Annotated in this window: 21 protein-coding genes; 7 read left to right on the top strand and 14 right to left on the bottom strand. The window is 61.5% G+C overall.

Translation table 11 applies throughout. The features are described 5' to 3' along the window. Positions 1–24: 24 nt before the first annotated feature. The 3 genes from OP10G_RS07690 to OP10G_RS07680 all read right to left on the bottom strand — a co-directional run bounded on the left by OP10G_RS07690 (position 25) and on the right by OP10G_RS07680 (position 4,121). A complete protein-coding gene (locus OP10G_RS07690; protein WP_025226470.1) occupies positions 25–1,599 on the bottom strand; it encodes an ABC transporter substrate-binding protein in 1,575 nt (524 codons plus the stop codon). After that, positions 1,596–3,011 (bottom strand): NCS1 family nucleobase:cation symporter-1, encoded by a 1,416-nt coding sequence (locus tag OP10G_RS07685; protein ID WP_038472777.1) that lies wholly within the window; start codon positions 3,009–3,011, stop codon positions 1,596–1,598. The genes OP10G_RS07690 and OP10G_RS07685 overlap by 4 nt, the downstream gene beginning before the upstream one ends. A 108-nt stretch (positions 3,012–3,119) precedes the next feature. Further along, a complete protein-coding gene (locus tag OP10G_RS07680) occupies positions 3,120–4,121 on the bottom strand; it encodes a hypothetical protein (RefSeq protein WP_025226471.1) in 1,002 nt (333 codons plus the stop codon). Positions 4,122–4,155: 34 nt separating this feature from the next. Between OP10G_RS07680 and OP10G_RS07675 the strand changes: the two genes are divergently transcribed. From OP10G_RS07675 to OP10G_RS07660, 4 genes are all read left to right on the top strand, one after another. Continuing rightward, on the top strand, positions 4,156–5,559 hold the full coding sequence (locus OP10G_RS07675; RefSeq protein WP_025226472.1) for a serine hydrolase domain-containing protein: 1,404 nt from the start codon (positions 4,156–4,158) through the stop codon (positions 5,557–5,559). Between the two features lie 321 nt (positions 5,560–5,880). Next, positions 5,881–7,818 carry a methionine--tRNA ligase gene (gene metG, locus OP10G_RS07670; protein ID WP_025226473.1) on the top strand — a complete coding sequence of 646 codons (1,938 nt, stop codon included), beginning with the start codon at positions 5,881–5,883 and terminating at the stop codon, positions 7,816–7,818. A 16-nt stretch (positions 7,819–7,834) separates the two neighbouring features. Continuing rightward, complete coding sequence (locus OP10G_RS24230) at positions 7,835–8,890, top strand: GGDEF domain-containing protein (protein WP_025226474.1); 1,056 nt, start codon at positions 7,835–7,837, stop codon at positions 8,888–8,890. Between the two features lie 58 nt (positions 8,891–8,948). Then, a complete protein-coding gene (locus OP10G_RS07660; protein ID WP_025226475.1) occupies positions 8,949–9,884 on the top strand; it encodes a M48 family metallopeptidase in 936 nt (311 codons plus the stop codon). A gap of 54 nt (positions 9,885–9,938) precedes the next feature. Here OP10G_RS07660 and OP10G_RS07655 read toward each other — a convergent pair whose 3' ends face one another. From OP10G_RS07655 to OP10G_RS07635, 5 genes are all read right to left on the bottom strand, one after another. Further along, positions 9,939–10,649: an anti-sigma factor family protein gene (locus OP10G_RS07655; protein WP_025226476.1), complete on the bottom strand. Its 711-nt coding sequence runs from the start codon at positions 10,647–10,649 to the stop codon at positions 9,939–9,941. Beyond that, entirely contained in the window at positions 10,639–11,163 is a 525-nt protein-coding gene (locus OP10G_RS07650) for a sigma-70 family RNA polymerase sigma factor (protein ID WP_025226477.1), read from the bottom strand. Before OP10G_RS07650 ends, OP10G_RS07655 begins: the two co-directional genes overlap by 11 nt. A gap of 24 nt (positions 11,164–11,187) precedes the next feature. Then, a complete protein-coding gene (locus OP10G_RS07645) occupies positions 11,188–12,450 on the bottom strand; it encodes a metallophosphoesterase (RefSeq protein ID WP_227625085.1) in 1,263 nt (420 codons plus the stop codon). Positions 12,451–12,733: 283 nt separating this feature from the next. After that, on the bottom strand, positions 12,734–13,420 hold the full coding sequence (locus OP10G_RS07640; RefSeq protein WP_144241040.1) for a hypothetical protein: 687 nt from the start codon (positions 13,418–13,420) through the stop codon (positions 12,734–12,736). Between the two features lie 10 nt (positions 13,421–13,430). Further along, positions 13,431–13,949, bottom strand: coding sequence for a hypothetical protein (locus tag OP10G_RS07635; protein ID WP_025226480.1), 519 nt, complete (start codon positions 13,947–13,949; stop codon positions 13,431–13,433). A gap of 209 nt (positions 13,950–14,158) precedes the next feature. Here OP10G_RS07635 and OP10G_RS07630 point away from each other — a divergent pair, with 209 nt between their 5' ends. Further along, entirely contained in the window at positions 14,159–15,466 is a 1,308-nt protein-coding gene (locus OP10G_RS07630) for a hypothetical protein (protein ID WP_025226481.1), read from the top strand. Here the strand turns inward: OP10G_RS07630 and OP10G_RS07625 are convergent. Further along, complete coding sequence (locus OP10G_RS07625) at positions 15,442–15,903, bottom strand: GNAT family N-acetyltransferase (RefSeq protein ID WP_025226482.1); 462 nt, start codon at positions 15,901–15,903, stop codon at positions 15,442–15,444. The genes OP10G_RS07630 and OP10G_RS07625 overlap by 25 nt on opposite strands. Positions 15,904–16,177: 274 nt before the next feature. Between OP10G_RS07625 and OP10G_RS07620 the strand changes: the two genes are divergently transcribed. Then, positions 16,178–16,849, top strand: a complete 672-nt coding sequence (locus OP10G_RS07620) for a DedA family protein (RefSeq protein ID WP_025226483.1) — start codon at positions 16,178–16,180, stop codon at positions 16,847–16,849. Between the two features lie 138 nt (positions 16,850–16,987). On the opposite strand, the gene OP10G_RS24225 is transcribed toward OP10G_RS07620, so the two are convergent. Both OP10G_RS24225 and OP10G_RS07610 read right to left on the bottom strand, forming a co-directional pair. Beyond that, entirely contained in the window at positions 16,988–17,446 is a 459-nt protein-coding gene (locus OP10G_RS24225; RefSeq protein WP_025226484.1) for a c-type cytochrome domain-containing protein, read from the bottom strand. 54 nt (positions 17,447–17,500) lie between these two features. After that, entirely contained in the window at positions 17,501–18,406 is a 906-nt protein-coding gene (locus OP10G_RS07610; protein ID WP_025226485.1) for an N-acetylmuramoyl-L-alanine amidase-like domain-containing protein, read from the bottom strand. 126 nt (positions 18,407–18,532) lie between these two features. Here OP10G_RS07610 and OP10G_RS07605 point away from each other — a divergent pair, with 126 nt between their 5' ends. Continuing rightward, complete coding sequence (locus tag OP10G_RS07605) at positions 18,533–19,378, top strand: sugar phosphate isomerase/epimerase family protein (protein WP_025226486.1); 846 nt, start codon at positions 18,533–18,535, stop codon at positions 19,376–19,378. Positions 19,379–19,517: 139 nt separating this feature from the next. Here the strand turns inward: OP10G_RS07605 and OP10G_RS07600 are convergent, their stop codons facing one another. Genes OP10G_RS07600 through OP10G_RS07590 form a run of 3 tightly spaced genes read right to left on the bottom strand, consistent with a single transcriptional unit; the run spans position 19,518 to position 22,682 of the window. Beyond that, positions 19,518–20,795, bottom strand: coding sequence for a DUF1501 domain-containing protein (locus OP10G_RS07600; protein ID WP_025226487.1), 1,278 nt, complete (start codon positions 20,793–20,795; stop codon positions 19,518–19,520). After that, entirely contained in the window at positions 20,786–22,177 is a 1,392-nt protein-coding gene (locus tag OP10G_RS24220) for a DUF1800 domain-containing protein (RefSeq protein ID WP_025226488.1), read from the bottom strand. Before OP10G_RS24220 ends, OP10G_RS07600 begins: the two co-directional genes overlap by 10 nt. 1 nt (position 22,178) lies before the next feature. Further along, complete coding sequence (locus tag OP10G_RS07590; RefSeq protein WP_025226489.1) at positions 22,179–22,682, bottom strand: hypothetical protein; 504 nt, start codon at positions 22,680–22,682, stop codon at positions 22,179–22,181. Between the last annotated feature and the right edge of the window lie 459 nt (positions 22,683–23,141).

The raw sequence follows: 23,141 nt of genomic DNA, 5'->3' as shown, positions 1-23,141 counted from the left end.
GGGCGCCGACGCTACAGGAGGGGGTCATTGCGCGTCCCTCGGCAAGTCGACCATTCCTTTTCTTAAGGGTGCGGCCGCGGCCCAAGCTTTTTCGAACGGGGCGAGGTCGAGGTGTTTGCGGCGGACGATCGTGTCGCAGGAGGTGCGGACGTTCTTCACCATCCAATCCATGAATTCCTCGTCCGAGACGCCGTCCATCAGATAGAGGAGCAGCATCCGATTCATCACTTCCGAAAAGCGGAGGTCGAAGGTGTAGACCCACTTGGTGGTCGTGTATGGGTGGTGGAGCAGGTTCTGGACGAACGGGTCGAGCGCCTTCTTCGTAGGCACCCCGAGAACGTTCGGCATCAGGGCGGTGATCTCGTTGACGATCTTGTCGCAGTTCCGGGGGACGGTGGCGAATTCGAGAAACTCGACGCAACGCTTCAGTTTGGTAGAGGTCTCCGCCTTGCCGGTATCGGTGATCGCGGAGTTCGTCACCGTGAACTGGGTCGCGGCTTCGCCGATGATGCACTGCGGGTAGCCGCCTCCATACTTGCTGGTCGCCTTGGTGATCGGCGGCAGGTAGAACATCCCCCAATCGAATGTGCGGCGCGGATCGCGAAGCAGCCGCTGGACCGATAGGCTGCTGCTCCAGAACATCGCGCCTTTCTCCTGGATGAAATCGCGGGTGAAATCGGTCGATCCGAGGTCTTTCGGCATGAATCGCCGCCAATCTTTCAGGAGCCGGAACACCTCCCGCCAGCGCGGATCCTGTTCGGTGAAGAACCCTTTTCGGTTAAGAAAGGCGAGCTCGTCCCAGTCGAGATAACCCTTGTAGAACATGTCCCGCTTTGGGTCTTTCTTCAAGTCGAGGGTCGGGCGGATGTCGCGGTAGAGCTGATCGAACGTAAGATCGACTCCCCAATCGGCAAGGCTTCCCACGTCGACGAGCATCGGCGTGACCCCCGCCTTTTGAATCGTTTCGTGGATTCGCATGAATTCCTCCCAGTCCTTGGGCGGACGCAAACCGAGCTTTGCGAACAGCGTCTTGTTGTAGAAGATTCCGGTCTCGATCATGTCGAGCGTGATGCAGTACATCTTGCCGTCCGGCGCGGCCTTGCTTCGAGAGATATCCTGGTACCGGAACAGGTCCCACCACTGCTTGCTTCCCGGCTCGCCCGGCTTCACGTAGGGGTTCGGGGCCTCTAAGAACGAGTCGAGCGGGATGTACCAACCCTTCTGCACATCCTGCCAAACATCTTCCACGTTCACGTTGAGGATCTCGGGGGCCTGGCCGGCGGCGAGCTGCGTGACCAGCCATTCGCGCTGGCCGACCGGGGCGTCGACGATCTCGATCCGAGTGTCGGGGTGGAGCTTTTCGAACTCGTCGGCCACGTCTCGGAACGCGCGCAACGGTGGGTCGCCAGGGTTGAATCGCTTCCCCGGCATGTAGAAGTCGGGAACGATCCGAACCACGTACGGGCGGTTCCCCGTGGCGTGGGAGACTCCGGCTTCCGCTCCCCCTCGCTCTTCCTTGCTTTCCACCGAGGGAGCCCGCAACGCCCAAGCCCCGAGAACGAGGACCGAGAGGAGCAAGACGTGGCGAACCTGGATCAAGGCGAACCTAAGATAACACGTTGGTTACGGCCCCGTTCGAGGAGCCAATACACAAATCCGCCGATGAGGAAACCCGTCACCCAGCCGATTTCGGTAAGAAATCGAAGCGGCTCGAACACGCGCCCGATTTGGGAGGCGAAGAGCGCCACGGCGAGAGCAAGGATCGCCCGAAGGTTGTATCCATTCGTGTACCGGTATCGACCAGATTCATTATACAGATCCTCCACCGACAACTGCTTTCGTCGCACAAGCCAGTAGTCGGCGATGAGGATTCCGGCGACCGGACCAAGCAGGTCCGCGCTCGTGTTAAGCCACCCGATGACGTACGTCGCCGCCGTCGCCATGAACCGCCACGGCATGATAATCGTGGCGAGAGCCGCGGTGATCAATGCTCCACGCCACATGGTGATGACGCGGGGGGCGAGGTTCGCGAAATCGTAAGCCGGAGAGACCAGGTTTGCCGGAACGTTGACCGAAACCGTGGCGAGCAAGATCGCCACCAGGGACGCCGCCGCGAGTGGGGCAGAAGGGAGGTGTTTGACGATCTCCAACGGATCCCAAAGCACCTTCCCGTACAGCACCGCAGTCGCCGAAGTTGTGAAGACGGCGAGCACCGAGAAGAGGACCATTGTCGTCGGCAAACCCAACGCCTGCCCGAGAGCTTGGTCGCGTTGTGTCTTCGCAAACCGTGAGAAGTCGGGCGCATTCAGCGCGAGCGTCGACCAGAAGCCGATGACCGCCATCAAGCCGTTTGCGATCAGCTTGTGCGTATCGGGCGGGACGACATGCGGGGCGTTCACGACCGGACCAACGCCGCCGGCGGCCATCACGGCCCAGATGCAGAGGGCGAACGAAAAAAGAAGCACGAGCGGCGCGGCCCATAGCTCGAACTTCTTGAGCCGCTCCATGCCCCGGCGAAGCACCACCAGGTTCAGCCAGAGAAAGACCCCGAAGGAGATCCAGTTAGCCAGCCCCTGACTGAGGAACTCGGTGTCGTTCAGTTTCGCGACGCCGGGTACCACGTACTCGACGAGCGAAAGGAGGGCTCCTCCGCCGATATGCACTTGGATTCCGAACCAGCCGACCGCCACCAATCCGCGAAAAAGCGCCGGGATGTTCGCGCCGCGAGTTCCGAAGGAGGCGCGGGCGAGGACTGGAAACGGGATGCCGTAGCGGGTTCCTGCGTGTGAGTTCATGACCACCGGGACGAGCACGATCAGGTTGCCCAGAGCCATGATCCCGATGACTTGCCACCACGTGAGGCCGAGCGCGATCAGGCTTCCCGCCATCAGCCAGGTCGGCACGCAGTGCGCCATTCCCACCCAGAGCGCCGCGTAGTGCACCCAAGTCCAGGTGCGCTGTTCGTCCGTCGTTGGACGAAGGTCGAGATTCTCTAATTTAAGGTCGCTCATCTAAGAAAAGCCGGCCAACCGGTGGCATGGGCTTCCAGCCCATGTGTATCACGACCATCCTGGTCGTGTGAATCCCTTAAGCGCCTGCACAGCCCCGATAGGTTAAACCTATTCGGCAGGAAGATCGTCGTCTTCGTCTTCGAAGTCGGCCAGCGCGACCTGCTCGCCGATTCGGTCGCCGAGAAGGTTCTGGAGCCGCTCGTGAATGATCGTGGCGGTGTCCTCATCAGGGACGGCGAAGAGGAGCATCTCCTCCTCGATCGTCACTACGGCCAGCATCTGGGTGTCGTTAATGGCCGCCCAGGCCTGCACCCCCGGCTCTGGACTCCGCTCCATCACCCGGTCGAGCGCCTCTTCAATCTCCGGCACCGGGACGAGGATCTGATAGGCGTATTTGAGGATGCCCGACGTGTCGAACGTGGTATCCATCTCGTCGATCCACAGGGCGACGACGATCGCGGAGAGTCCCTGTCGAACCGCGGACCGGGCGGCGCGAAGCTGTTGTGGATCCTTGCGGATCAGCTTCGGTAGCTCCTTGAGGTAGTCCTTAACTGCCGCTTCGAACATTTCGACCACTTCGGTCCGGCTCTGAGAAGACAGAACCACCACCCCCTGAGTAAAGCGGCGGATATCTCCCTCTTCGATCACGCGGGCGAACACAGCGTCGCCAGGATCCGGCGACATCCCGAGCGGCTCGGCGACCTTTACAGTCGCCGCCGCAGGGTCCAAAAGGGACTTGAGAACGACGCTTTCCTCGTCAAGCTCCACGACATCGTAAAGGTCAGGCTTCGAAGATCGTAGGGCGACCAGGTAGTCGACTTCCGCAGTTTCGTACTGGTCGCCGCACTCGAAGAGGAATGCGTCGATGGGAGTCTCCTTCTTTCCAGTGAACTCTTCGTACGACTCGGTGGCGAACTGGTCGAGGGCGCAGGCGAGCGCTTCGGCGGCAACCTCTTCAGGCAGGCTAGGGATGACCTGGAACACGTCCTGGCCGGTGAGCTCGGCGAACTCGCTGAAGAATTCGAGAAGGAACTCCGCGTAAGCGTTTTGCCAGTCGGATTCTCGCAGCCATTCGATAAACCCGGTCTCGATGCGCGTAGAGTCGGTCACGCGATAATATTGACCGATCCGCGATACTGCGAACGTGAGCGATCTTCCCACGTCCCTTGCCGAGTTCGAGTTGCGGCTACGGGCCGCCATCGATCCCGTCGCTTTGCCTTCGATCGCCTACGGAATCGCCCGTGGCGACGAAACGCTTCTCCTTGGCGCGGCCGGCGTCGCCGACAAGGGGGCCGCTCGCGCCGCTTTTCCTTTCACTCCCTACTCGCTTGCTTCGATCACCAAGCCGATGACGGCGACGGCGGTGGTGCTGCTGGCCGAAGGAGGGCTCGTCGATCTGGATGCGCCGATCAATCGTTACCTGGGAGACGCCAAGGTGGAAGGGAAGGTGGGGGACGCGGAAGCGGCCACGGTTCGCCGGGTGGCAAACCACTCGGCGGGGTTGCCGCTGCACTATCAGTTCTTCTATGCCGACGAGCCGTATCGGCCGCCGGCCATGGACGAGACGATCCGCCGGTACGGGAAGCTCTTTTCGACGCCGGGGGAGAGGCACCATTATTCCAACCTCGGATATGGCCTTCTCGACTATCTTGTCGAGCGGATCTCCGGCCGATCCTACGCGGAATTCATGCGAGATGAGGTGTTCTTGCCGCTGGGGATGGCCGGCTCGTCGATCGGAGCGACCCACTCGGCGGCGACGAGATATAGCCCGGAAGGATGGGCCTATCCCGACTATGACTTCGATCACCCAGGAGGGTCGGCGGCGTTTTCCAGCGTCGAAGACCTACTCGCCTTCGGGCGGTTCCATCTTGGGAATGGTCCCTCGCTCCTTTCTTTCGCCGCGCTGAACGAGATGCAGCGGGCGACGGTTCAAATCGAAGGCGATCGGGGATATGGGTTCGGCTGGGCGGTTAACGAGGACCGCCTCGGATACCGAACCGTCGGCCATACCGGTTCTATGGGCGGTGTGTCGACAATTCTAAGGCTCGTCCCGTCCCTGGATCTGGTGATTGCCGTGCTCACCAACGGCGAAAGTCCGCTCGCCAACCGCGCCGCCGACGAAGCGCTGGCCGCGGTTTCACCCGAGTTTCGAGCACGCCTCGCGGCGGAATCTGAAGGCCTCGTCTCGCCGATCCAGTCAGTACCGCCAGAGTGGGCGCGGAAATGGAACGGGAGTATCGAGACCTACGCCGGTAACCGGCGGCTCGAGCTCGATATCACCGGTCCCCATTCGGCGACCGCGACTTTGGACGGTTCCTCGCATGCGGTCGAAGAGGTCCAACTTCGCGAAGGCCGTCTGCTCGGCGTGTTTGACGGGGACATTGGAACCGAGGATGCCGGACGCCGGCCTTACCGGATTCACCTCGAGCTCAAGCTTCAAAGCACCGAGCGTCTCGAGGGGGCTGCGGTGACGGTTTCAAAGCGCGAAAAGGGTGAGAGGATGGGAAACGCGCTGGCTTATTTCGTTACGCTAAATACGCGATATTGAAACACTGTTCGAGCGGGGGCCTAACGCACAATTCTCCGCCTCGTCGCGAGGCTTTCTTCCAGGGGCAAAGGCTCCGTAGATATTTCGAGCCACCCGCTGAATTCAAACGGAATGAACCTGTGGGCATATCACTTACGTATTTTTACCAGTAATCTTTTTCGACCAAACCGCCAATTCTTGGCGAAGGAGGGTTGCGCATGGGTCACAGTTCCATGAAGATAACCGCACGAGGCGCGAAATAGCCCATTGCGCAATCGAACAAGCGTTGCCTTGCAGCGCTAGACGAGGAACCGGTCGGGCAGGACAGTAAAATCTAGCTTCATGCCAAAAACCACCATCTGTACCGCCATACCGTACGTCAACAGCGTGCCGCACATCGGAAATATCCTCACCGATCTTTCGGGGGATGTGACGGCTCGGTATCTGCGGATGCGTGGTGAGGATGTCTTCCTGCAGGTGGGTACGGATGAGAACGGCTTAAAGATTCAAGAAGCCGCTCAAGCCGCCGGACGAGATCCCCACGAGTTCGTCGCCGAGATCGCCGACCGCTTCCGCTCCGTCTTCGATGCGGTCAAGATCTCGTACGACGAGTTCGTTCGGACCTCCGAGCCGCGCCACATCCGCGCGTCCCAAGAGCTCTTCCGACGGCTGCGCGAAGCCGGCCACGTTTATCTTGGGAAGTACGAGGGATGGTACGACGTTTCCACCGAGACGTATTTCCGAGAAGAGGACCTGGTCGACGGGAAGAGCCCGGATGGAAATCCGGTTCGCTGGGTTAGCGAAGACAACTACTTCTTTCGGCTTTCGGCGTTTGGAGACGCAATTTTGCGTCATATCGAGGCGAACCCTGGGTTCATCCGCCCGGAGAACCGAAAGAACGAGGTGGTGAGCTTTATCAAGCAAGGCCTTCGGGACGTGTCGATTACCCGCCGGAATCCCGGCTGGGGCATCGCCGTGCCGGACGAGCCCGATAAGGTGATCTATGTCTGGTTCGATGCCGTCATCAACTACGTCACCGCGACCGGGTGGCCGGATGCGGGATGGGAAGATCGATGGCCGGCGCGCGTGCAGTGGGTAGGCAAAGATATCCTCACCCGGTTCCACGCGACGCTCTGGCCCGCGATGCTGATGGGTGTCGGCCTCCCGTTGTTCGATACGGTCGCCGCCCATGGGTGGGTTCTGCTCGGCGGAGAGAAGATTTCCAAGTCGAAAGGGAACGTCGTCCGGCCGATCGAGTTGGCCACTGAGTTCGCCGCCAAGGCCGGGATCTCTCAAGACCTTGCCGTCGACGTATTGCGGCACTACCTCACGGCTACTTTCCCGCTGGAATCGGATTCCACCTTCACCTATGAGGATTTCGACCAGCGATACAACACCGACCTCGCCAACGACCTCGGCAATGCGCTGAACCGGTCGCTGGCGATGGCCCAGAAGTTCGTAGGGGGCGAGGTCCCCGATGCGGCTCCTGAACCGGAGGCGATCGAAGCGATCGAAACCGCCAAGCAGGCGTACGCCGTGGCGATGGATGCCTGCGAGATCGGGCGCGCCGTGGAAGCGGCTTGGGGCCTGGTGAGGTTCCTGAACAAGTACATCGACACCCGCGCGCCGTGGGCGCTTTCGAAATCGAACGATCCAGCCCTTGGATCGGTGATGAAGTCGATGCTTCTATGCCTTCGAGCGTGCGAGGGTTTGGTCCGGCCGACGATCCCCTCGGCAGCGGATGCGATCGCTAGCCAGCTCAATCTCGAACCGACTAGGACTTGGGACTCTATTGGGCGGGACGAATCCCTCCCTGCGGGAACGATCCTGCAAACTCCACGTCCGATCTTTCCAAGGCTGGAACTCACAAAAAAGGAGGATGCGAAGCGAGTGGAGCCAAAGAATGTGGAATCCAAGCCATCCACGCCGCCAGTCGCCCAACCAAAGGCAGCGCCTGAGATCGGGATTGAAGATTTCGTCAAGGTTCAGCTCCGCATCGGCCGGGTCTTCGAGGCCGAGCCGCTAGAGGGTTCCGACAAACTGATGAAGCTTCAGGTCGTCATCGGCGACGAGCGTCGCCAAATCGTCGCCGGGATTCGGAAGAATTACGGCGCGGAAGACCTTATCGGGCGGCAGGTGGTTGTCTGTACAAACCTGAAGCCGGCCAAGCTACGCGGCGTAGAAAGCCAGGGGATGCTGCTCGCCGCCACGGATTCCGAGGGAGGGGCGATCCTGCTTCAGCCGGATCGGGAGGCCCCCGAAGGGACGAACGTAAAGTAGTCCCGCCACCCAAGCCATGTTCATCGACACCCTGGAACTACTGAGGACCCTTTCGGTGCGCATGCTCGTGGTCGACGAGGGGGCGCAGGTATTGGAGTCGGTGCCCAGCGACCAGCCGGCGATGGATGTGAGCTGGCTTGGGCCGGAGATCGCCCGGCGCGTTCCGTTCCGGGCGGAAATGCCCCTCTTGGAAGGGGGATGGCTTCATTTTAGGGGGGCTCCGATGGCGGATGGGCGGTGCGCCATCGCCATCGTGCCGTCCAGCGGCTTGCGGCAGGCTTTTCTGACCCGGCTTCTGACTCCCTCGTTGTGGCGGCTGGGCCGCGATGGGCGGATCATCGAGGCGACCGATTGCTTGGCCGAATGGCTCGGCACCTCCGCCGACGCGATGGTCGGCACCCACTTTTCCGATTGGATGACTCCGCAAGGCGTGGGCCAGCGGTTCGAAGCGGAGTTTCGGACGCTGGGGCATGGTCGCAAGCGGGCGGTGGTACACCGTGCGACGTCGGAGATCTTGGGGGGTGGCAGCGTAGACGTGATCGCCGACGTGACGGAAGAGCACCGCACCCGGGCGCGCCTCGCCGAAGAGGTCGAACGGATGAAAGCGTTGGCTCACACCGACGCGCTCACCGGCTTGCCGAATCGCCGTGCCTTCGAAAGCGCCCTGGATGCCGCCCAGAGGAGTTTGGAACCGTTCGCTCTCGCGTTGATCGACGTCGACGACATGAAGGGGATCAACGACACTTACGGGCACATGGCGGGGGATCACGCGCTGGTCGAGATCGCTAAGGCGTTGGCGAGGACGGTTCGCGACTCGGACCTGGTGGCCCGTATCGGTGGCGACGAGTTTGCGGTGATCTTGCCGCAAGCCACCCGGACGACCGCGGAACGGATCGGGCCGAGGCTTCGGGAATGTTTAAATGTGATGGTTGACGAGATCGGCGCCGTTAGCGCGTCGATGGGTCTGATTCATCGCGACGACTGCGCGGACGACATGCAGCGGGTGGCGGATCTGGCGCTGTATGCGGATAAGATGCGGCACCGGGGCGATCCCGAGCCGACGAAGGCGTAGGTTCTTGTTCTCAGGTGAATCTCGGGTGGCTTGGATCGCGTACCCTTAAGCGAGACCGATGAAGAAGACGCTGCAGGAGCAGATTCAGGCGAACCGTCGCGGCAGCATTCTGCTCGCGTTCATCATCATCGTCCTGCTAACCGCGCTCGGCGCGGCGATCGCCGGGACTTACGCGCCGCGCCAATGGTATCTGGGCGCCGGAGGCGCGGCTTTGCTCGGCCTGATCATGGCGTGGGTCTCCAACCGCTCCGGCTCGAACATCATCTTGAGCATTTCACGGGCGCGGGAAGCCACTCAAGCGGAAGATCAGGTTCTGAACAACGTGGTCGAAGAAATGGCGATCGCGGCGGGGATCCCCAAGCCAAAGGTGTACGTGATCGACGACGCGTCGCCCAACGCGTTCGCAACCGGGCGAAACCCCGAGGAAGCGTCGATCGCGGTTACCACCGGCTTGCTTCAAAAGCTGGATCGCGACGAGTTGCAGGGGGTCATGGCCCATGAGATGTCGCATATTCGGAACGACGACATCAAATTTATGACGACCGTCACGGTCGTCGCCGGGCTGATCCCGTTGTTGGCCGATTTGTTCGTTCGCATGCAGTGGTTCGGCGGCGGAAGCCGGCGCGATCGCGATCGGGACGACAACTCGCTGGCGTCGATATTCATGATCGTCGGCTTCGTCCTCTCGATCGTCGCCCCGATTTTTGCCGGTCTCCTCGAGCTGGCGGTCAGCCGAAAGCGGGAGTATCTCGCGGATGCCTCGGCCGCGGAGCTGACGCGCTACCCAGAGGGGCTTGCGCGGGCGTTGCGCAAGATCGCCTCCGATCCGGACCCGCTGCAAGTGGCCAATCGAGCTACCCAGCACATGTACATCGTGAACCCGCTTAAGCTGATCCACACGAACGATCTGCTGAGTACCCACCCGGACGTCGAGGCGCGCATCGCCGCTCTGATGGGTTTGGCCGGAACCCGCTCCGTACCGCCCCTTGCCTAGAAGTCGCACGGGCGGCCCGCCCGAGTAAGAACCTTTCGTTCATCCACCGAAACTCTATCGGGCCGAAGCCTCAAATCGCTTCGCGAAGGTCGCCAGTTCGCTCGCTTCCACGTCCGATACCGCCCAATAATCGACATCCCCTAACCGCCACATTGCCAAGTGAAACCCTCTCACCGACGAGGGCGGCGGGGTAGCCGGCGAGTGGGGGAGGGCGAATACGTTGATGATGTGGGCGTTTCGCCGGTAGACCAGGCCTGCGGCAGGACGTCCGCCCAGGTAATCGAGCCGACCGCCGATTAACGGAAAACCATCTCGCGCCAAGTCGGGGACGGCCGGTGCGAAGTCGATCTTGCCAAGAAACCACGGTTTCACGGTGTGCCGATCCGTCGAGGCAACGTCGAACAGGTGGCTCGCCATGAGCGACCGAACGTGGCCATCCACTAGGCTGGCAACCAAAGCATCGTCGGTTCGACGAGGCCACATGAGGGCCACGCCAAGCGCCAGTCCAAGAGCCAGCGAGCCCCCGGCGGTCAGCCAGATAGGGTTCTTTCGAGGCTGGGGAGCTACCCTCGCTCGAAGTGTGCCGGATGCGACCGGCCGGGGGACCTGGGTGCGGATCGCGCCGATCAGCCCCTCCAACCGTGCTTGCTCCATCCTGCAGCCTTCGCAGTCGGCTAAGTGGCCGCGCACTTGACTTGTGCTGGCGGCGTCCAACTCACCGTCGAGATAGGCGCTGAGATGAGATTTGGCGTCGTTACAGGTCATGGATCACCTCATCTTGGAGCAGGCCGAGAAGCCGGTTCCGGGCTCGCGAGAGCCGGGACATCACCGTGCCGGCGACCGTTCCCGTGATCTCGGCGATGTCGCGGTACGTCATCTCCTCGAACTCGCGCAGAACGATCACCTCGCGCAAGGGTGGCGGCAACGACTCGATCGCCTTACGCAGCCTCTCCGCGTCGTACCGAAGGAGGACCACCGCCTCGGCGTCGCCTGACGACGGATCGGCGACGTCGGTGTCGACATCGACCTCGAATCGGCTTCGCGATGCCTGTCTGCGGATCTCGTTCATACATGTGTTCCGGACGATCTTAAGAAACCAGCGCCGCCCATCCTCGCCTCGGAGTTGCCCAAGGTGCTGGTAGGCGCTAAGGGCCGCGCTTTGCACGGCATCCTCAGCGTCGTGATGGTCGTTCAACAGCCAGAAGGCGAGCCCGTAGGCGGCGTCGAGATTTGGGTCTACGATCTCTCGATACCGTTCCGCTTCCGACCGCCTAAACAAGCGGTCTCCTTGTCATCGACTCCCTCAGTGGACGATCACCTTCCCGGTCATATGCGGGTGAATCGAACAGAAATAGGCGACCTCCCCAGCCCGGTCGAACGTGTGCGAATAAGAGTCGTTGGTGTCCAACACCTTCGACTTAAATCCGCCCTTTTGGTCGACCACCGTGTGAGGAATATCGTCTCGATTCGTCCACGTAACTCGAGTTCCGCGCTCGACGGTTAGCGTCGCGGGGGAAAAGCTGAAGTTATCGATGGAGACTTTTTGATCTTGGCCCGCCGCCGCGAGCGAACTGTCCACGATCGCCAGGCTCGATTGCCCCTGTCGGTACTGAACCGTGGTGACGCCGAGGAGACCCTTCAACTCTCCGGCCGGCACCGTCATCGGCCCCGGGGAGGGCGCGCTTCCTGGCTTCGGTTGCGGGAAGGCGGTAGACATCGCGGTATGGAAGGTGACGTTCCCCTCGACTTTCTGCATCGTCTGGTGGATATGCCCATTGAGCACGGTGACCGAGCCGAAGCGCTTCAATATCTCTAGCGCGCGGCCGCCATCGTCGGTTCCCCATCCCCATTCCGGATACACCGTCCAAAGCGGAACGTGCGCGAAAACGACGATCGGCGTGCTGCTACGCAAGTTGCGCACGTCGTCGCGAAGCCAGGAAAGCTGCTCCTCTCCTAAACTTCCGAAGCCCCCGGCTTTAAGGTTGAGAACGTTGACCAGCGCCACAAAGTGTACGCCCTTGTGGTCGAAGCTGTACCATCCTTCCCCCTTCGCCTGTCTGCCGTACCGCTCCCGGAAAAGCTTCCCTCCATCTTCGAGAACGTCGTGCTCGCCCGGGACGAAGAATCGGTCGGTGGTTCGCACGCCCTTAAGCACCTGATCGAGGGTGTCGAACTCCTCGGGCTTTGAAAGGTGGCTGAGGTCGCCGGTGTGGAGAAGCAAATCCGGCGCGGGACCGAGATTGATCCGCTCGACCGCCGCCTGCAACGTTCCGACCACATCCTTATTCGCTTGCTTGCTGAAGCCGATATGACTGTCGCTGATCTGAACGAAGCTAAAGGTCGCCTTCCGAATTGCCGCCTCCGCCTCGGGGTCGCTCCCGAACAGCGACATTAGCGGCTGAGATTTCAGAATTCCACCTTGGACGGTGAACAGCATCCCTGTCCCGGCCCATGCCATGCACTTGAGAAAGCCACGGCGATCGATGCCGTCTTCGTCGAGTAATCCTTGAACGTCCATCCCTTGCTCCTTGATCCCCGGTTCCGGGGCATGTGCAAGACACGGCACGCCATCGATTTATTCCCGCGAACGAGGGATATTTGTCGAAGAACGAATCGAGTCCGAAAGGCTGTCCCTTGTTATCGGTCCCTCCCCGTCCGGCAAGAAGCCGCCATGGAACGAGATTTGACTCGCTCAATGCGAAAGGCGTTGCCTGCGTCCTCGGGTGGATATCGGAATTCTGGGCAGGACGGCCGCGAGATGGCGGCGAGGGCTCAAGAGTGCAGCAGATCGGGTGCGTCGAAACGGCGTCAAAAGACTCTAGCTGGACTTGATCGGCTCACCTCTCGTGTTAGGTTGCATCCTCGCCAGCAAGACCCCGGATCCGCTCGAGTACAAGGTCCTCGCGCCCTGGCTCGACATAGTTTTGGATGGCTTCTTCGAGGTAGTCGCTCTCGAGGATGGCGCCAAACTGTTCCTTGAGAAAAGCGCGCAATTCGCCATCGGCGTCCAACGTTTCGGCGACGATCGTCGCCCTGCCATCAATGACGCGAACCATGTCGCTGAAGTCTCGGCTGAGGAATATGTCGTCGTGGTATTCCCGGGACGGTGAACGGAAGGCGGTCATCTTTGTGCCAAGAAAACACACGGGGTCGATCACTTTGACCGGGATGTTGTTATCTAAGACGTGCGACCACGCGGTAGCGATGGCGAGGGGATACCAGGAATTCACCCCAATGGTGATCTCGGGGTTGACGGGGATCACGTCGATTACGGCGATCCCGTGTAGATAGCGGCACGTGGGACCCTCCATGTCGTTCCTGAACCCAAGATCCAAGAGCCGGCGGTCGAGCGCGTGCAAATCCAGGATACTTGCGCCCACTTCGATCGCCACATCGACGTCTTTGGTTACTCGAGGCGGCAGTGCACCCTTCTCCGTCAGCAACAACCCGACCACGGCGCCGCCGAGGAAAACCACCTCTTGGCAAAGGTCGCCAAGGCGCTCGGCGGCTTGGTTGAGCAACTCGATTGGCGGCAAGGCTCGCATCTCAGTCCTCACTCGGCGCGAAGAGTCGGTGCAATTCCTTCTGCGCGAGAATGCGCTCCCGGTTGTCACCCATGCGTAGCGCGTCCACGAGGGCGAGCACGGCGTAAAAGTTCGGATCTCTTAGCGCGACCTTCGGTGCGCTTGGGTGCAGGGGCTCAACGGACAGTCCCCGCGCCTCGCCAATCGGGTTGGGCCAGACGGGAGGCAACGCATCGGACGACGCGATCTCCTCGTTGAGAGGCGGAGCCGCCCATGCCGTGGGAGTCCCCCGCACCTCCCCGCCTCGCTTCGGCGCCATAAAGTACTTTGCGCCGTGCACAAGCGCCTCCTCAAGGGATCGCAGGTTCATCTTCTTGCGTGCTGGTTGGTAGAGCTTCACTTCCGCCGCCCTCTTGAGCGCACGGTTCACGGTAGAGGAGCTCACCCCGATTTCAGCGGCTAGGAGGCCCTGAGACCAGTCATCCTGTCCTCGCAGCGATGCGACTTTGAGCAGTACGTACATGTCTGCGGAATCCAGCACGCCTCTAGTATAGCTCATTCGCTATTCGTGATTCGCGAATAGCGAATGAACACCATATTTTTCGGTCAATCGACGGATTCACCCAAGAAACTAGCCAAGGCGCATATTAAGCTGCTCTGAGCCGGGTCTTGAGCCATCTACTTCGACTAGCCAACCCGCAACTGGACACAACCAGATACCCGTAGTCCTATATTAAAGAGAGATCAACTATGAAACAGCGGCGTTGGCTACTATGGGTTCTGACCGGTCTTACGCTCGGAGCGGCTTGGGTCGCGTGGTCTCGCAGCCCATTTGGCGGTGCGGGAGCGGCGATTCAGCGGGAAGTCGATCGAGCGCGGGCGGACGGCCTTCCCGTCACTCCCCCCGAGCTTCGGGCGCTTCTCGACGCCAAGCCTGGCACCAACGCCGCCTCGGATTACCTGAACGCGATTAGCGCTACGAAAACCTCTCCGGGGTCGCCGAGGCCGCTGACGGATGCTCAGGCTCTCGCGGACAAGGCGTTTAATCGCACTTTGACTTCAAAGCAAGCGTCCGACCTTCGGCGGAATTTGGCGCTTCTTGGTCCCGCATTTGCGAGAGCGGAGGCGGGTGCGGCATGCGACCATCTGAATTATGGGCGAGCGTATGAGCAAGGAATTCTGCTCCTACTTCCCGACCTGGCCCCCTTCCGAGCTCTCGCCGTGGACTTGGCCATCGACGGTGTGACGAGGATCGACGGCGGCGATGTCGATACCGGCATTCGACGGCTCGAGACTGCCGCGCATATGGCGCGCCACCTGGGAGAAGATCCCCTGGTCGTCTCCGCCGTCATCCACGCTTCGATCGAGCGGCAGGTACTGGATGCGTCTCTTCGGGTTCTCGAGAGACATTCTAGGGAACCGTCGGTCGTCGCCGGACTTTCCAAGGTTCTCAAGGATCTGGGAACTCCTACGGACCTGCGACCGAATGTGGCGGGTGAGTTCGTCCTTTCTCACCGGACCTGCGAGGTCTTGGGCGGCAAGGAAACCGAGTTTCTAACGTCAATGGGAATCACTAATGTCGACGAAGCCAGGTTTCGATCCCTTCGTCTGACCTGGGTTCGTCAGGCAAACGAGGCGACCCTGCTGAAGTTCTGGCGCACCTATTACGAAGCCCTTCCAAAGGACCCCGACGACGTAAGTGGCATCGAGGCGGCGGCCGAGCAAGCTAAGAAGGCGATCGCAGATGCGTCGGGTCCTGCCCGCTTCCTCTACGACCAGATTTCCTTATTCACCGACACGAACGATCATCCATTCGCGACCGCCATCGCTCAGCGCCGCGTTCTCAAGGCCGGTCTGACGTTCGCTAAAGGGCTGGTACGCCCCGATCCCGCGTCGCGAGAGTCTCGGGACCCGTTTGGAAACGGCCCACTCAAATATGCCTCGCCCGGAGGAAACCTGCGAATCTATTCCGTCGGGCTCGACGGGAAAGACGATGGCGGCGACCGCAAACGCGATTTGGGAATCGAACTGCCCTATCCGTCCAACCTAAAGCGGTAGCGGCACTTCTGCTTTTCTCCTTCGAGATACATGTCGTTGTCGGTCGGCAGATCGACGATCTCGACAAATTCGCCTCCGGCGAGCTCGCATGTCCGGCGCGACGCCATGTTGTCCGGGTTGCAAGTGATCCACAAGGTGGTCATGCCGTGGCGGCGCGCGAGTTCCAAAAGCAGACGCACCGCTCGGGCCGCGTAACGATGCCCCCGGTGCCCTCGATCTACCGTATATCCGATGTGTCCGCCGTACAGCACGAGCCCTGGGAGGTCGCCGATACGCAAGTCGATGTTCCCCACCTTCGTCTCGGTGAGTGACAGCACCATATCGAAGTGATAAGCCGGAGCCCACGGCCCCGCCGGGTTCCCCGGCGACGTCTTGCGAAGCCGCAGCTCAAGCTCGCGATCGACCAAGAGACCGGGGTCTAGGAACGTGAAGGACATGGTGCGGCGGGGCTGGCCCAAATGATTGAACCTGAGTCGAGCGGTTGGTTTTCATCTTACGGTCATCAACAAAATAGGCTCACCCGTAGCCCGGGGATTTATCCCCGGTTCAAGGCTTATCGCCATGATCGTCGCCGGGGCGGTGCTATGCAAGCGGAGTCGCAATCGCTCTTCCTTTGATACTCGGCAAAGATCCTCCGCCGAGGGTGGATAAAACCGGGACCAACCTGGCGCGGGTTGCTCGGGTACCTTCTTCGAACCTAGACGGCACCCTATGATCGACTTCCTCATCCACCTGGACAAAAACGTTCGGGACCTCGTGCCGCACTACGGCGCCGGGGCTTACGGCATTTTGTTCGCCATCATCTTTGCCGAAACCGGCCTCATCGTCGTGCCGTTTCTGCCGGGCGATTCCTTGCTCTTTATGCTTGGGATCTTCTCGGTTTCGAGTGTGGTAAAAGGGCAGGTCGAGCCACCCGCGTTCAACGTCTGGATCATTTTCCCCTTGCTAGCGGCGGCTGCCATCCTCGGCGACCAGTTGAACTATCAGATCGGGCGGTACTTTGGCAGCCATCTATTCAAGAACGAGAAGTCGAAGCTCTTCAAGCCGTCGCATCTCCGGACGACGCACGAGTTCTATGAGAAGCACGGATCGAAAACCGTGCTCCTCGCCCGGTTCGTGCCGATCGTCCGAGCGTTGGCGCCCTTCGTGGCGGGGATGAGCAGCATGCCGTACCGCACGTTTACCGCTTGGTCGGTCGGCGGCGCGGTGCTTTGGGTAGGCGTGTGCGTCTTCGCCGGGCACCTGTTCGGAAACATCCCGATCGTACGCGATCACTTCGAGATCGGCATTCTCGTGATCCTCGCCTTCTCCGTGATCCCGGTCATCTTCGAGGTGGTTCGCCACCGGAAGAAGAAGGCGAACGGAAACCAAAGCCGCTCATGAATTCCTCGCGGCTAAGGTAGCAAAACAAGGACCCACGCTTTGCAGGCATCGCCCATCAAACATCAAGCATGGGCTCGGAATTCTCCACCCCCAACCCCCTCCTCATCGCACATACATCGACGAGGAGGGGGCTCCGGACTAGGCTTTCTTGGCGCCGTCTTTGATCCAGGATTCGACGGTTTTGATGTCGTCGGCGGGAAGCGCGCCCTTCGGAGGCATTTGCTTCTTGCCACCGGTTCCGTGCAACGCCTGAACGAGAACGCTTCCTTCCGGATCCCCGGCTTTTACGATCGGGCCCTCGGCGCCGCCCTTCATCACGCCTTCGTACGAGGTCAAATCGATTCCGGCCTTACCCTTGGGGCCGCCGTGGCAGCCGGCGCAGTTTTTGGTGAAGATCGCTTGGACGGCGGGGTAGCCGGTCGCTCCGCCCGCAGGGGGCGCGCTTGGAGTGCTGGTGTCGGCTGGGGTCTTTGCCGGAGGGGTGGTGGTCGCGGTCGTGCCGCCGGTCGTCGTGGCGTCGGCGGTGGTGGCGTCCTTGCTGGAGCAGCCGACGGCGAGTAACGCGCATGCGGCGCAGAAAAGTAAAAGCTTTCTCATGAGTGCATTACCGAGAAGATCATCATACTATCTGTTTGATTGATCAAGTAATTTTTAGTCGCGCGGGCCGCGTTTGAGTTCCAATGGGCGTGCGATCATCACCCCGGTCAGCTTTTTGGACCAGTTAAGCGACTCGCTGATCCGCCCTTCGAGCGTCACCTTCATCCGGCTCTTGGCCGACGACGCGTCCATGAAGTGGGCCACCCCCTGCTCGTCCTTGTACACAAGCCCGGTGTGCGCAATGTCAAGCCCCTCCGCCGTGGTGCAGACCCCCACGATGTCGCCGGTCTTCAGCAATGTTTCTGCCTCCGCCAGACGGTCCATCGGCAGGTAAGTGAGGCTCCGAGCGTTGATTTTCGCTTCGAACGCTCCGATCTTCGGTACCAGCTCCGGATGAGCGGCAAGTTGGCGGTAGCTCTCCGGGTGCTCGGTCATGTATCCCACCTTTTGGGTAAACGGTTCGGCGCCCGGCAATTCCGGGGTTAGGATCTTCACCACCCCTTTGCGTTCGTTGTCGTAGAACCAGTCGGTGGTGTAGTGGAGCCGGCTCGTGTAGTCGCCCAGTCGCCCATTCCGGTACCGGGTGAACGTCACTTCGGCCATGAGGTCCTCGGGGCGGTGACGCCCACGCTTGATCATTCGCGCAAGGTCCAGGGTGTTCTCGAAGAACGTCACGCAGTCGAGGCCGGTAAAGTCGACGGCGCACATCTCGCGGTCCTTGGAGAGCTCGATCGTATAGCCGACGTACGGAATACCCTCCAACTCGCGGGCAATCTTCCCCATCAGCTCACCGATCGGCAGCTTGGCCCACCCGTCGGCGGCCGCCTTTGCCACGATCCGGTCGAACGTCTTTTTCCCCTTGAACGATTCGGGCTCCTGGAGCATGCCGGCGATGGAAGATCCGCCTGCGAGTCCGAAGATGCCGAACCCGGCGCTCCGTAACAGTTCTCGTCGAGTCATGTTTTAGATTAGCGCAGAGCCTGTAGGTGCGAGATCACTTTCGCTGGCGAGCGATCGGCTCATCGGCTGGGAGCCGATGCTACTTGGCGAGGATTTTAGAAGAAGTTTCCGCGTATGCTCGCAGGCGTGATTAAGACGTTATCGGCGGGAAACATCGGAGTGCGGACGGAGAACCTAGACGCCGGTTTGGCGGCGGCCAAGCTGGGAGGTTACGAGGGGCTGGAGTTCAACATCTCCGAAATCGCCGACATGGGCGCGGAGGTGGCCAGAGGGAAGTTCGACGCCGCCGATATCGTCCCCGCGGTCTTCGGGGTTCCGGTCGATTGGCGCGGGGAAGAATCGAAATGGCAGGAGAGCCTCAAAGGGCTTCCGCGACTCGCAAAGGCCGCGTCCGAACTCGGCTGCACCCGGTGTGCCACCTGGATCATGCCCGCCGATAACGACCGCCCGTTCGACGAAAACCTGAAATTCCACGTAGATCGGTTCCACCCGATCGCGGAGATTCTTGGCGAGCATGGCGTCTCGATCGGCCTCGAGTTCGTCGGCCCCAAAACCCTACGCGACCGGTTTACGCATCCTTTTATCTACACGGCGGAAGGAATGCTGGAAATGGGTCGCCAGATCGGCCCGAATGTCGGGCTGCTCCTCGATTCCTTTCATTGGTACACCTCCCACGGCACGATTGACGACCTGAAGAAGCTCCGCCCGGAGCAGATCGTCTACGTCCACCTAAACGACGCGGCCGAAGGGCGAACCGAGGATGAGCAGATCGACGGCGACCGCCGCCTTCCCGCCGCCTCCGGGGTCATCGACATCGCCGGCTTCTTGAAAACCCTCGATGAGATCGGCTTCGCCGGCCCGGTCGCCTGCGAACCGTTCTACCCCCCGCTCAACGACCTCCCTTCCGACGAGGTGCGGCTGAAGACGGTCAAACAAGCCGTCGACAAAGCGTTCGCCCAAGCCGGCCTGTAGGCAAGTGGCACTGGCTTCCAGCCAGTGGGTCCCAGGGGCATCCTGCCCCTGGCCCCACTCACCCGACCAGGATGGTCGTGATACACACGGGCTGGAAGCCCGTGCCATCGGGGAGGCCGCTCTGGAGAGCAGCGGTCCGCTACGCGCCGACAATCCCAAGCTTCGATCCCTCGTAACCCGCAAAAACGTCGCTCGGGTTCCGGAGACCCATTCGCGATGACAGAACCTCGGAGAGGACGTCTCGGTAGTCGGTGGTGACGGCCAGGTCGCCGGGGCCGACGGGGTGGTCGAGGCCGGGCCACTTGGCGTGGACTTGCCCACCTCTCACGCCCCCGCCCATGAGGAACATGGCGCTGCCGTGACCATGATCGGTACCCAGGCTGGCGTTTTCTTCGATCCTGCGTCCGAATTCGGTCATCACGATCGTGGTTACCCGCGTCGATTCCGGACCGAGGTCTTGAGCGAACGCGGCGAGCGATTTGCCGAGGTCGTCCAACAACAGCGGCAGCAGCCCCGCGGTCACGCCCTGCCCAAAATGCGTATCCCAGCCCCCTTTATCGAGGCACGCGACCTCCAAGCCGACGTTCGCCCGCACCAGGCACGCGACCTGTTTCAGGCCCAGGCCGAGATCGCTGTCCGGATACTTGGCGGAGTTGGAAGGTTTGTAGTGGGCGGCGTCGATCCTCTCCATGGTCCGGAGGACATCTAGCGTCTCGCGTCCCGCGTGGGACACGAGATCGCTCCCACGGCCGTACATCGACTCTAGCGAGTGGCGGGCCGATTCGGGCGCGTCAAGCCGGTAATCGCTCAGTGAGGATAGCGTCGTGGCGTTCGTCGCCCCGACCAGCGACGTTGGAGTGGTGTAACCGAGGGCGACCGCCCTCAGGGGCGACGGGTTTTCGGGTTCGGACGCCTCGAGGTAGCGCGTCACCCATCCCGACTGCGGTCCATCGCGGCGGGCGACGCCCCGCTCCATGGTGTTCATCGCCTCGAAATGCGAGCGGGTCTGATCGTCGGAGCCGACGGCGTGGAGCGGGGCGAGCTGTCCGGAATGGAAGAGCGGTTCCAGGCTCGCCAGCGAAGGATGGAGGCCGAAGAAGCCGTCGAGGCGGTGGACTTTCTCCTTTGGAACGGAAAGGACCGGACGTAGCCGATAATAGGTGTCGTCGGCATACGGCACCAACAGGCTCAACCCGTCCGCGCCGCCCCGCAGAAAGACCACCACCACGACGTTTCGGTCGGCGTTGCGCGGCCCCACGCTGACCTGCGCCAGCGCCGACTGGCGCGTGGCCCAACCCATCAAACCGATCGAGAGCCCGACCATCAGCCCGCGACGGCTGACGCCTACCGCGGCTTCGTCCCGCCGTCCGGGCGCCAGGCCGGCGCCGTCACACGTTTGCCAATCGGTTATCGCCATTGAAACTCCGGGGATGCTAGAGCGACGCCCAGGCCGTCCCGCTCCACTGCCTGCAGGAGCTCCGCGTCCGGCTTTTTGCCGAGCAGCGCCTCTACTTGAACGGATTTCGAGAGGTCCGCGCGTTCAAGCGTCGTTCCGCGGATTCGACCTTCCGCGAGGGCGAATGCGAAATTCCATCGGGGAAGCATCGACCCGGACCAGGCGGTCGGCTTCACCGGGTATCCATCCGGCATCGGCCACTGGCACGCCGCTTGCCCCATCGCATTGAGGTGTTCCTGGATCGGGCGGCTGCCGTCGGTCGACGCATCCAGCGCTCGCAGAGCTGAGGCGACGAGGTCGAGCGGACGCTTCAAGATCGGCGATCCTTCCAGGAGCGCGGGAGAGAATAGGATTGGGCGTAGCATCGCGCGAATGTCGCCCCCGGTCTTGCCGTACGCCTCCGCAACCTCTCCCTCCACCCGCGGATGCCGTTCGCCGAGGAAGTAGAGCGATAGCTTCTTCGCCAGAAACTTTGCCGTCGAAGGGTGTCGAGAGACGATGGCGAGCACCGTTTGCGCGTCCGCCTCGCCGCCGCCCGCCGGGATGACATGTCCGAGCACCATCTTCCGGCCGTTATCGTGCCGGTCGGGGTCAAACCGGAAGGTCCCCTTACGGCGCAGGAACCGTTCCTCGACCATCCATCCCGTGAAGCAGCGGGCGACCTCCTGGATATCGCGCTGGGTATAGCCGCCGTCCACGCCGAGCGTGTGGAGCTCCATCAGCTCGCGGGCGTAATTCTCGTTCGCGTGGCCGCTCACGTTTCGCTCGTTGTCGAGATAGGCGAGCATGGCGGGGCTCCGGGCGCTCATCTCGAGCATCTTGGGGAAGCTGCCGAGCGCGTTCTCGCGAATGACATGGTCCTCGTCGCTCCCCTTGCGCCAGGCGCAGGTTTCTTTGGGACCGTAGATGTTGAAATGGTTGGTCCAGAAGTCGACCATCCGTTCCTTGAGCGGATTCGCGCCGTAGACCGAGCGCAAGAACGCGCCCTGTTGAAGCTGACGGACGACCTCTTCACGGTGCAGGTCCTCCATTTCGTCGGCGTTCATTCGGAACGCCTCGAGCCGCGAGATTTGGGCGATCAGAGTCGGGTCTTCCGGGGCGTCGGCGTGGAGCAGCCGCTCGACGGTCTTTTCGTGGCCGTCCGCCGCGTATGCCTGGAGGTCGCCCGGGCGGTGGCCGAAGCCGGCGCGGCCGAAGAGCCGCACCGCAGGCTCTGTCGGTCCCGCCGGAAGCGCGAACGCGTCGAGCGGAGCCTTATGGCGCAACCGCGCCGCGAGCGGCGCGCAGCCGCTCGCCAGTCCGGCGGCGGCGCCTAGCCCGATTAGCTCGCGGCGGGAGAGCATGTCACGCGGCCTCGCCGGCTTCGATTTGCGCTCGCGGCCGGACGACCGCTTTCCAACCCGCGCCGATCGCGGCCATGAAGAGGAGCGGTCCAAAACCGAACCATCCGAGGACGGGCAGGATGGACGCGCCGACGACGTACGCCGCGCCGCGGCAGATCGCGGGGTAGGCGGACATGGTGGGATCGAGATCCTGGATTCGCCGCCCCGCTGCCTGGGCGAGACCGGAAGCGCCGATCGCTCCGAGAGCCAGCCAAGCAAGAGTGACAAGCCAGCCCAAGCCCTTCGCGAGCGGGAGCGGCGAGCCCAGCAACCCGATGCTCAAAATAATTCCGGGCAGCAAAATGGAGAAGCCGCGCCAGAGCGCCCTCTTAGGCTCCTCGATCGCTCGGCGTGCTCGTTCGGCCGCCGCCGGGGTGAGCAGCGCGACGCCTACCACCGTCGCCCAACTCGTTAGAAATATCCCGAAGATCGCCGCAACGATCGAAAAAACGTCACCGATGGTCATTGTCCAAGGCCTCCACGCCTATCTCCCCCAATACAGAGCCTACGAGTTGGGGTTGCAACCCGGTAGGGAAATTGGGTCTTTTTGGCATGAGAAAGTTAGCGGTTAGCAGTTCCGGAAGGGGACGTTGGCGATGTTGGGTTCCCGATGGCGACCCGTTCATCTCTGAGCTCGTGTTCGATTCACGTTAGGTTCTAAATTGGCTTTTAGGTAGGGGTCAGGTCGAAGCCGTCGGACAATGAACGAATGAAAGGGCGCAAGTTTTGCGCCGTGCTTCACAAACCGAACGCGTCGTGGCAAGTGGAGGCCGAGCGCTCGCTATTGCAGTCGAGGCCCGATGAGGGTTACAACGTTCTTTTGCCTTGCGCTAGGCCTGCTCTGTCTTTTGGTCACTTATGGGTCCCTTGAACCAAGAGCCTCGGCACTAGATTTTCGTCCTGCGAGCTTTTTAACTTTGTCCGC

Origin of the sequence: Fimbriimonas ginsengisoli Gsoil 348, assembly GCF_000724625.1 — a bacterium.
Taxonomy (GTDB): Bacteria; Armatimonadota; Fimbriimonadia; order Fimbriimonadales; family Fimbriimonadaceae; genus Fimbriimonas; species Fimbriimonas ginsengisoli.
Note: the sequence above shows the minus strand (reverse complement) of the source record. Positions and strands in the feature narration are given on the sequence as shown.

Bases quoted from the DNA above. Each gene is read 5' to 3' on its own strand.
- OP10G_RS07630 (WP_025226481.1), top strand. From the start codon at position 14,159: ATGAAACAGCGGCGTTGGCTACTATGGGTTCTGACCGGTCTTACGCTC.
- OP10G_RS07660 (WP_025226475.1), top strand. From the start codon at position 8,949: ATGAAGAAGACGCTGCAGGAGCAGATTCAGGCGAACCGTCGCGGCAGC.
- OP10G_RS24225 (WP_025226484.1), bottom strand. From the start codon at position 17,446: ATGAGAAAGCTTTTACTTTTCTGCGCCGCATGCGCGTTACTCGCCGTC.
- OP10G_RS24230 (WP_025226474.1), top strand. From the start codon at position 7,835: ATGTTCATCGACACCCTGGAACTACTGAGGACCCTTTCGGTGCGCATG.
- OP10G_RS07655 (WP_025226476.1), bottom strand. From the start codon at position 10,649: ATGACCTGTAACGACGCCAAATCTCATCTCAGCGCCTATCTCGACGGT.
- OP10G_RS07685 (WP_038472777.1), bottom strand. From the start codon at position 3,011: ATGAGCGACCTTAAATTAGAGAATCTCGACCTTCGTCCAACGACGGAC.
- OP10G_RS07600 (WP_025226487.1), bottom strand. From the start codon at position 20,795: ATGGCGATAACCGATTGGCAAACGTGTGACGGCGCCGGCCTGGCGCCC.
- OP10G_RS07590 (WP_025226489.1), bottom strand. From the start codon at position 22,682: ATGACCATCGGTGACGTTTTTTCGATCGTTGCGGCGATCTTCGGGATA.
- OP10G_RS07620 (WP_025226483.1), top strand. From the start codon at position 16,178: ATGATCGACTTCCTCATCCACCTGGACAAAAACGTTCGGGACCTCGTG.
- OP10G_RS07610 (WP_025226485.1), bottom strand. From the start codon at position 18,406: ATGACTCGACGAGAACTGTTACGGAGCGCCGGGTTCGGCATCTTCGGA.
- OP10G_RS07625 (WP_025226482.1), bottom strand. From the start codon at position 15,903: ATGTCCTTCACGTTCCTAGACCCCGGTCTCTTGGTCGATCGCGAGCTT.
- metG (WP_025226473.1), top strand. From the start codon at position 5,881: ATGCCAAAAACCACCATCTGTACCGCCATACCGTACGTCAACAGCGTG.
- OP10G_RS24220 (WP_025226488.1), bottom strand. From the start codon at position 22,177: ATGCTCTCCCGCCGCGAGCTAATCGGGCTAGGCGCCGCCGCCGGACTG.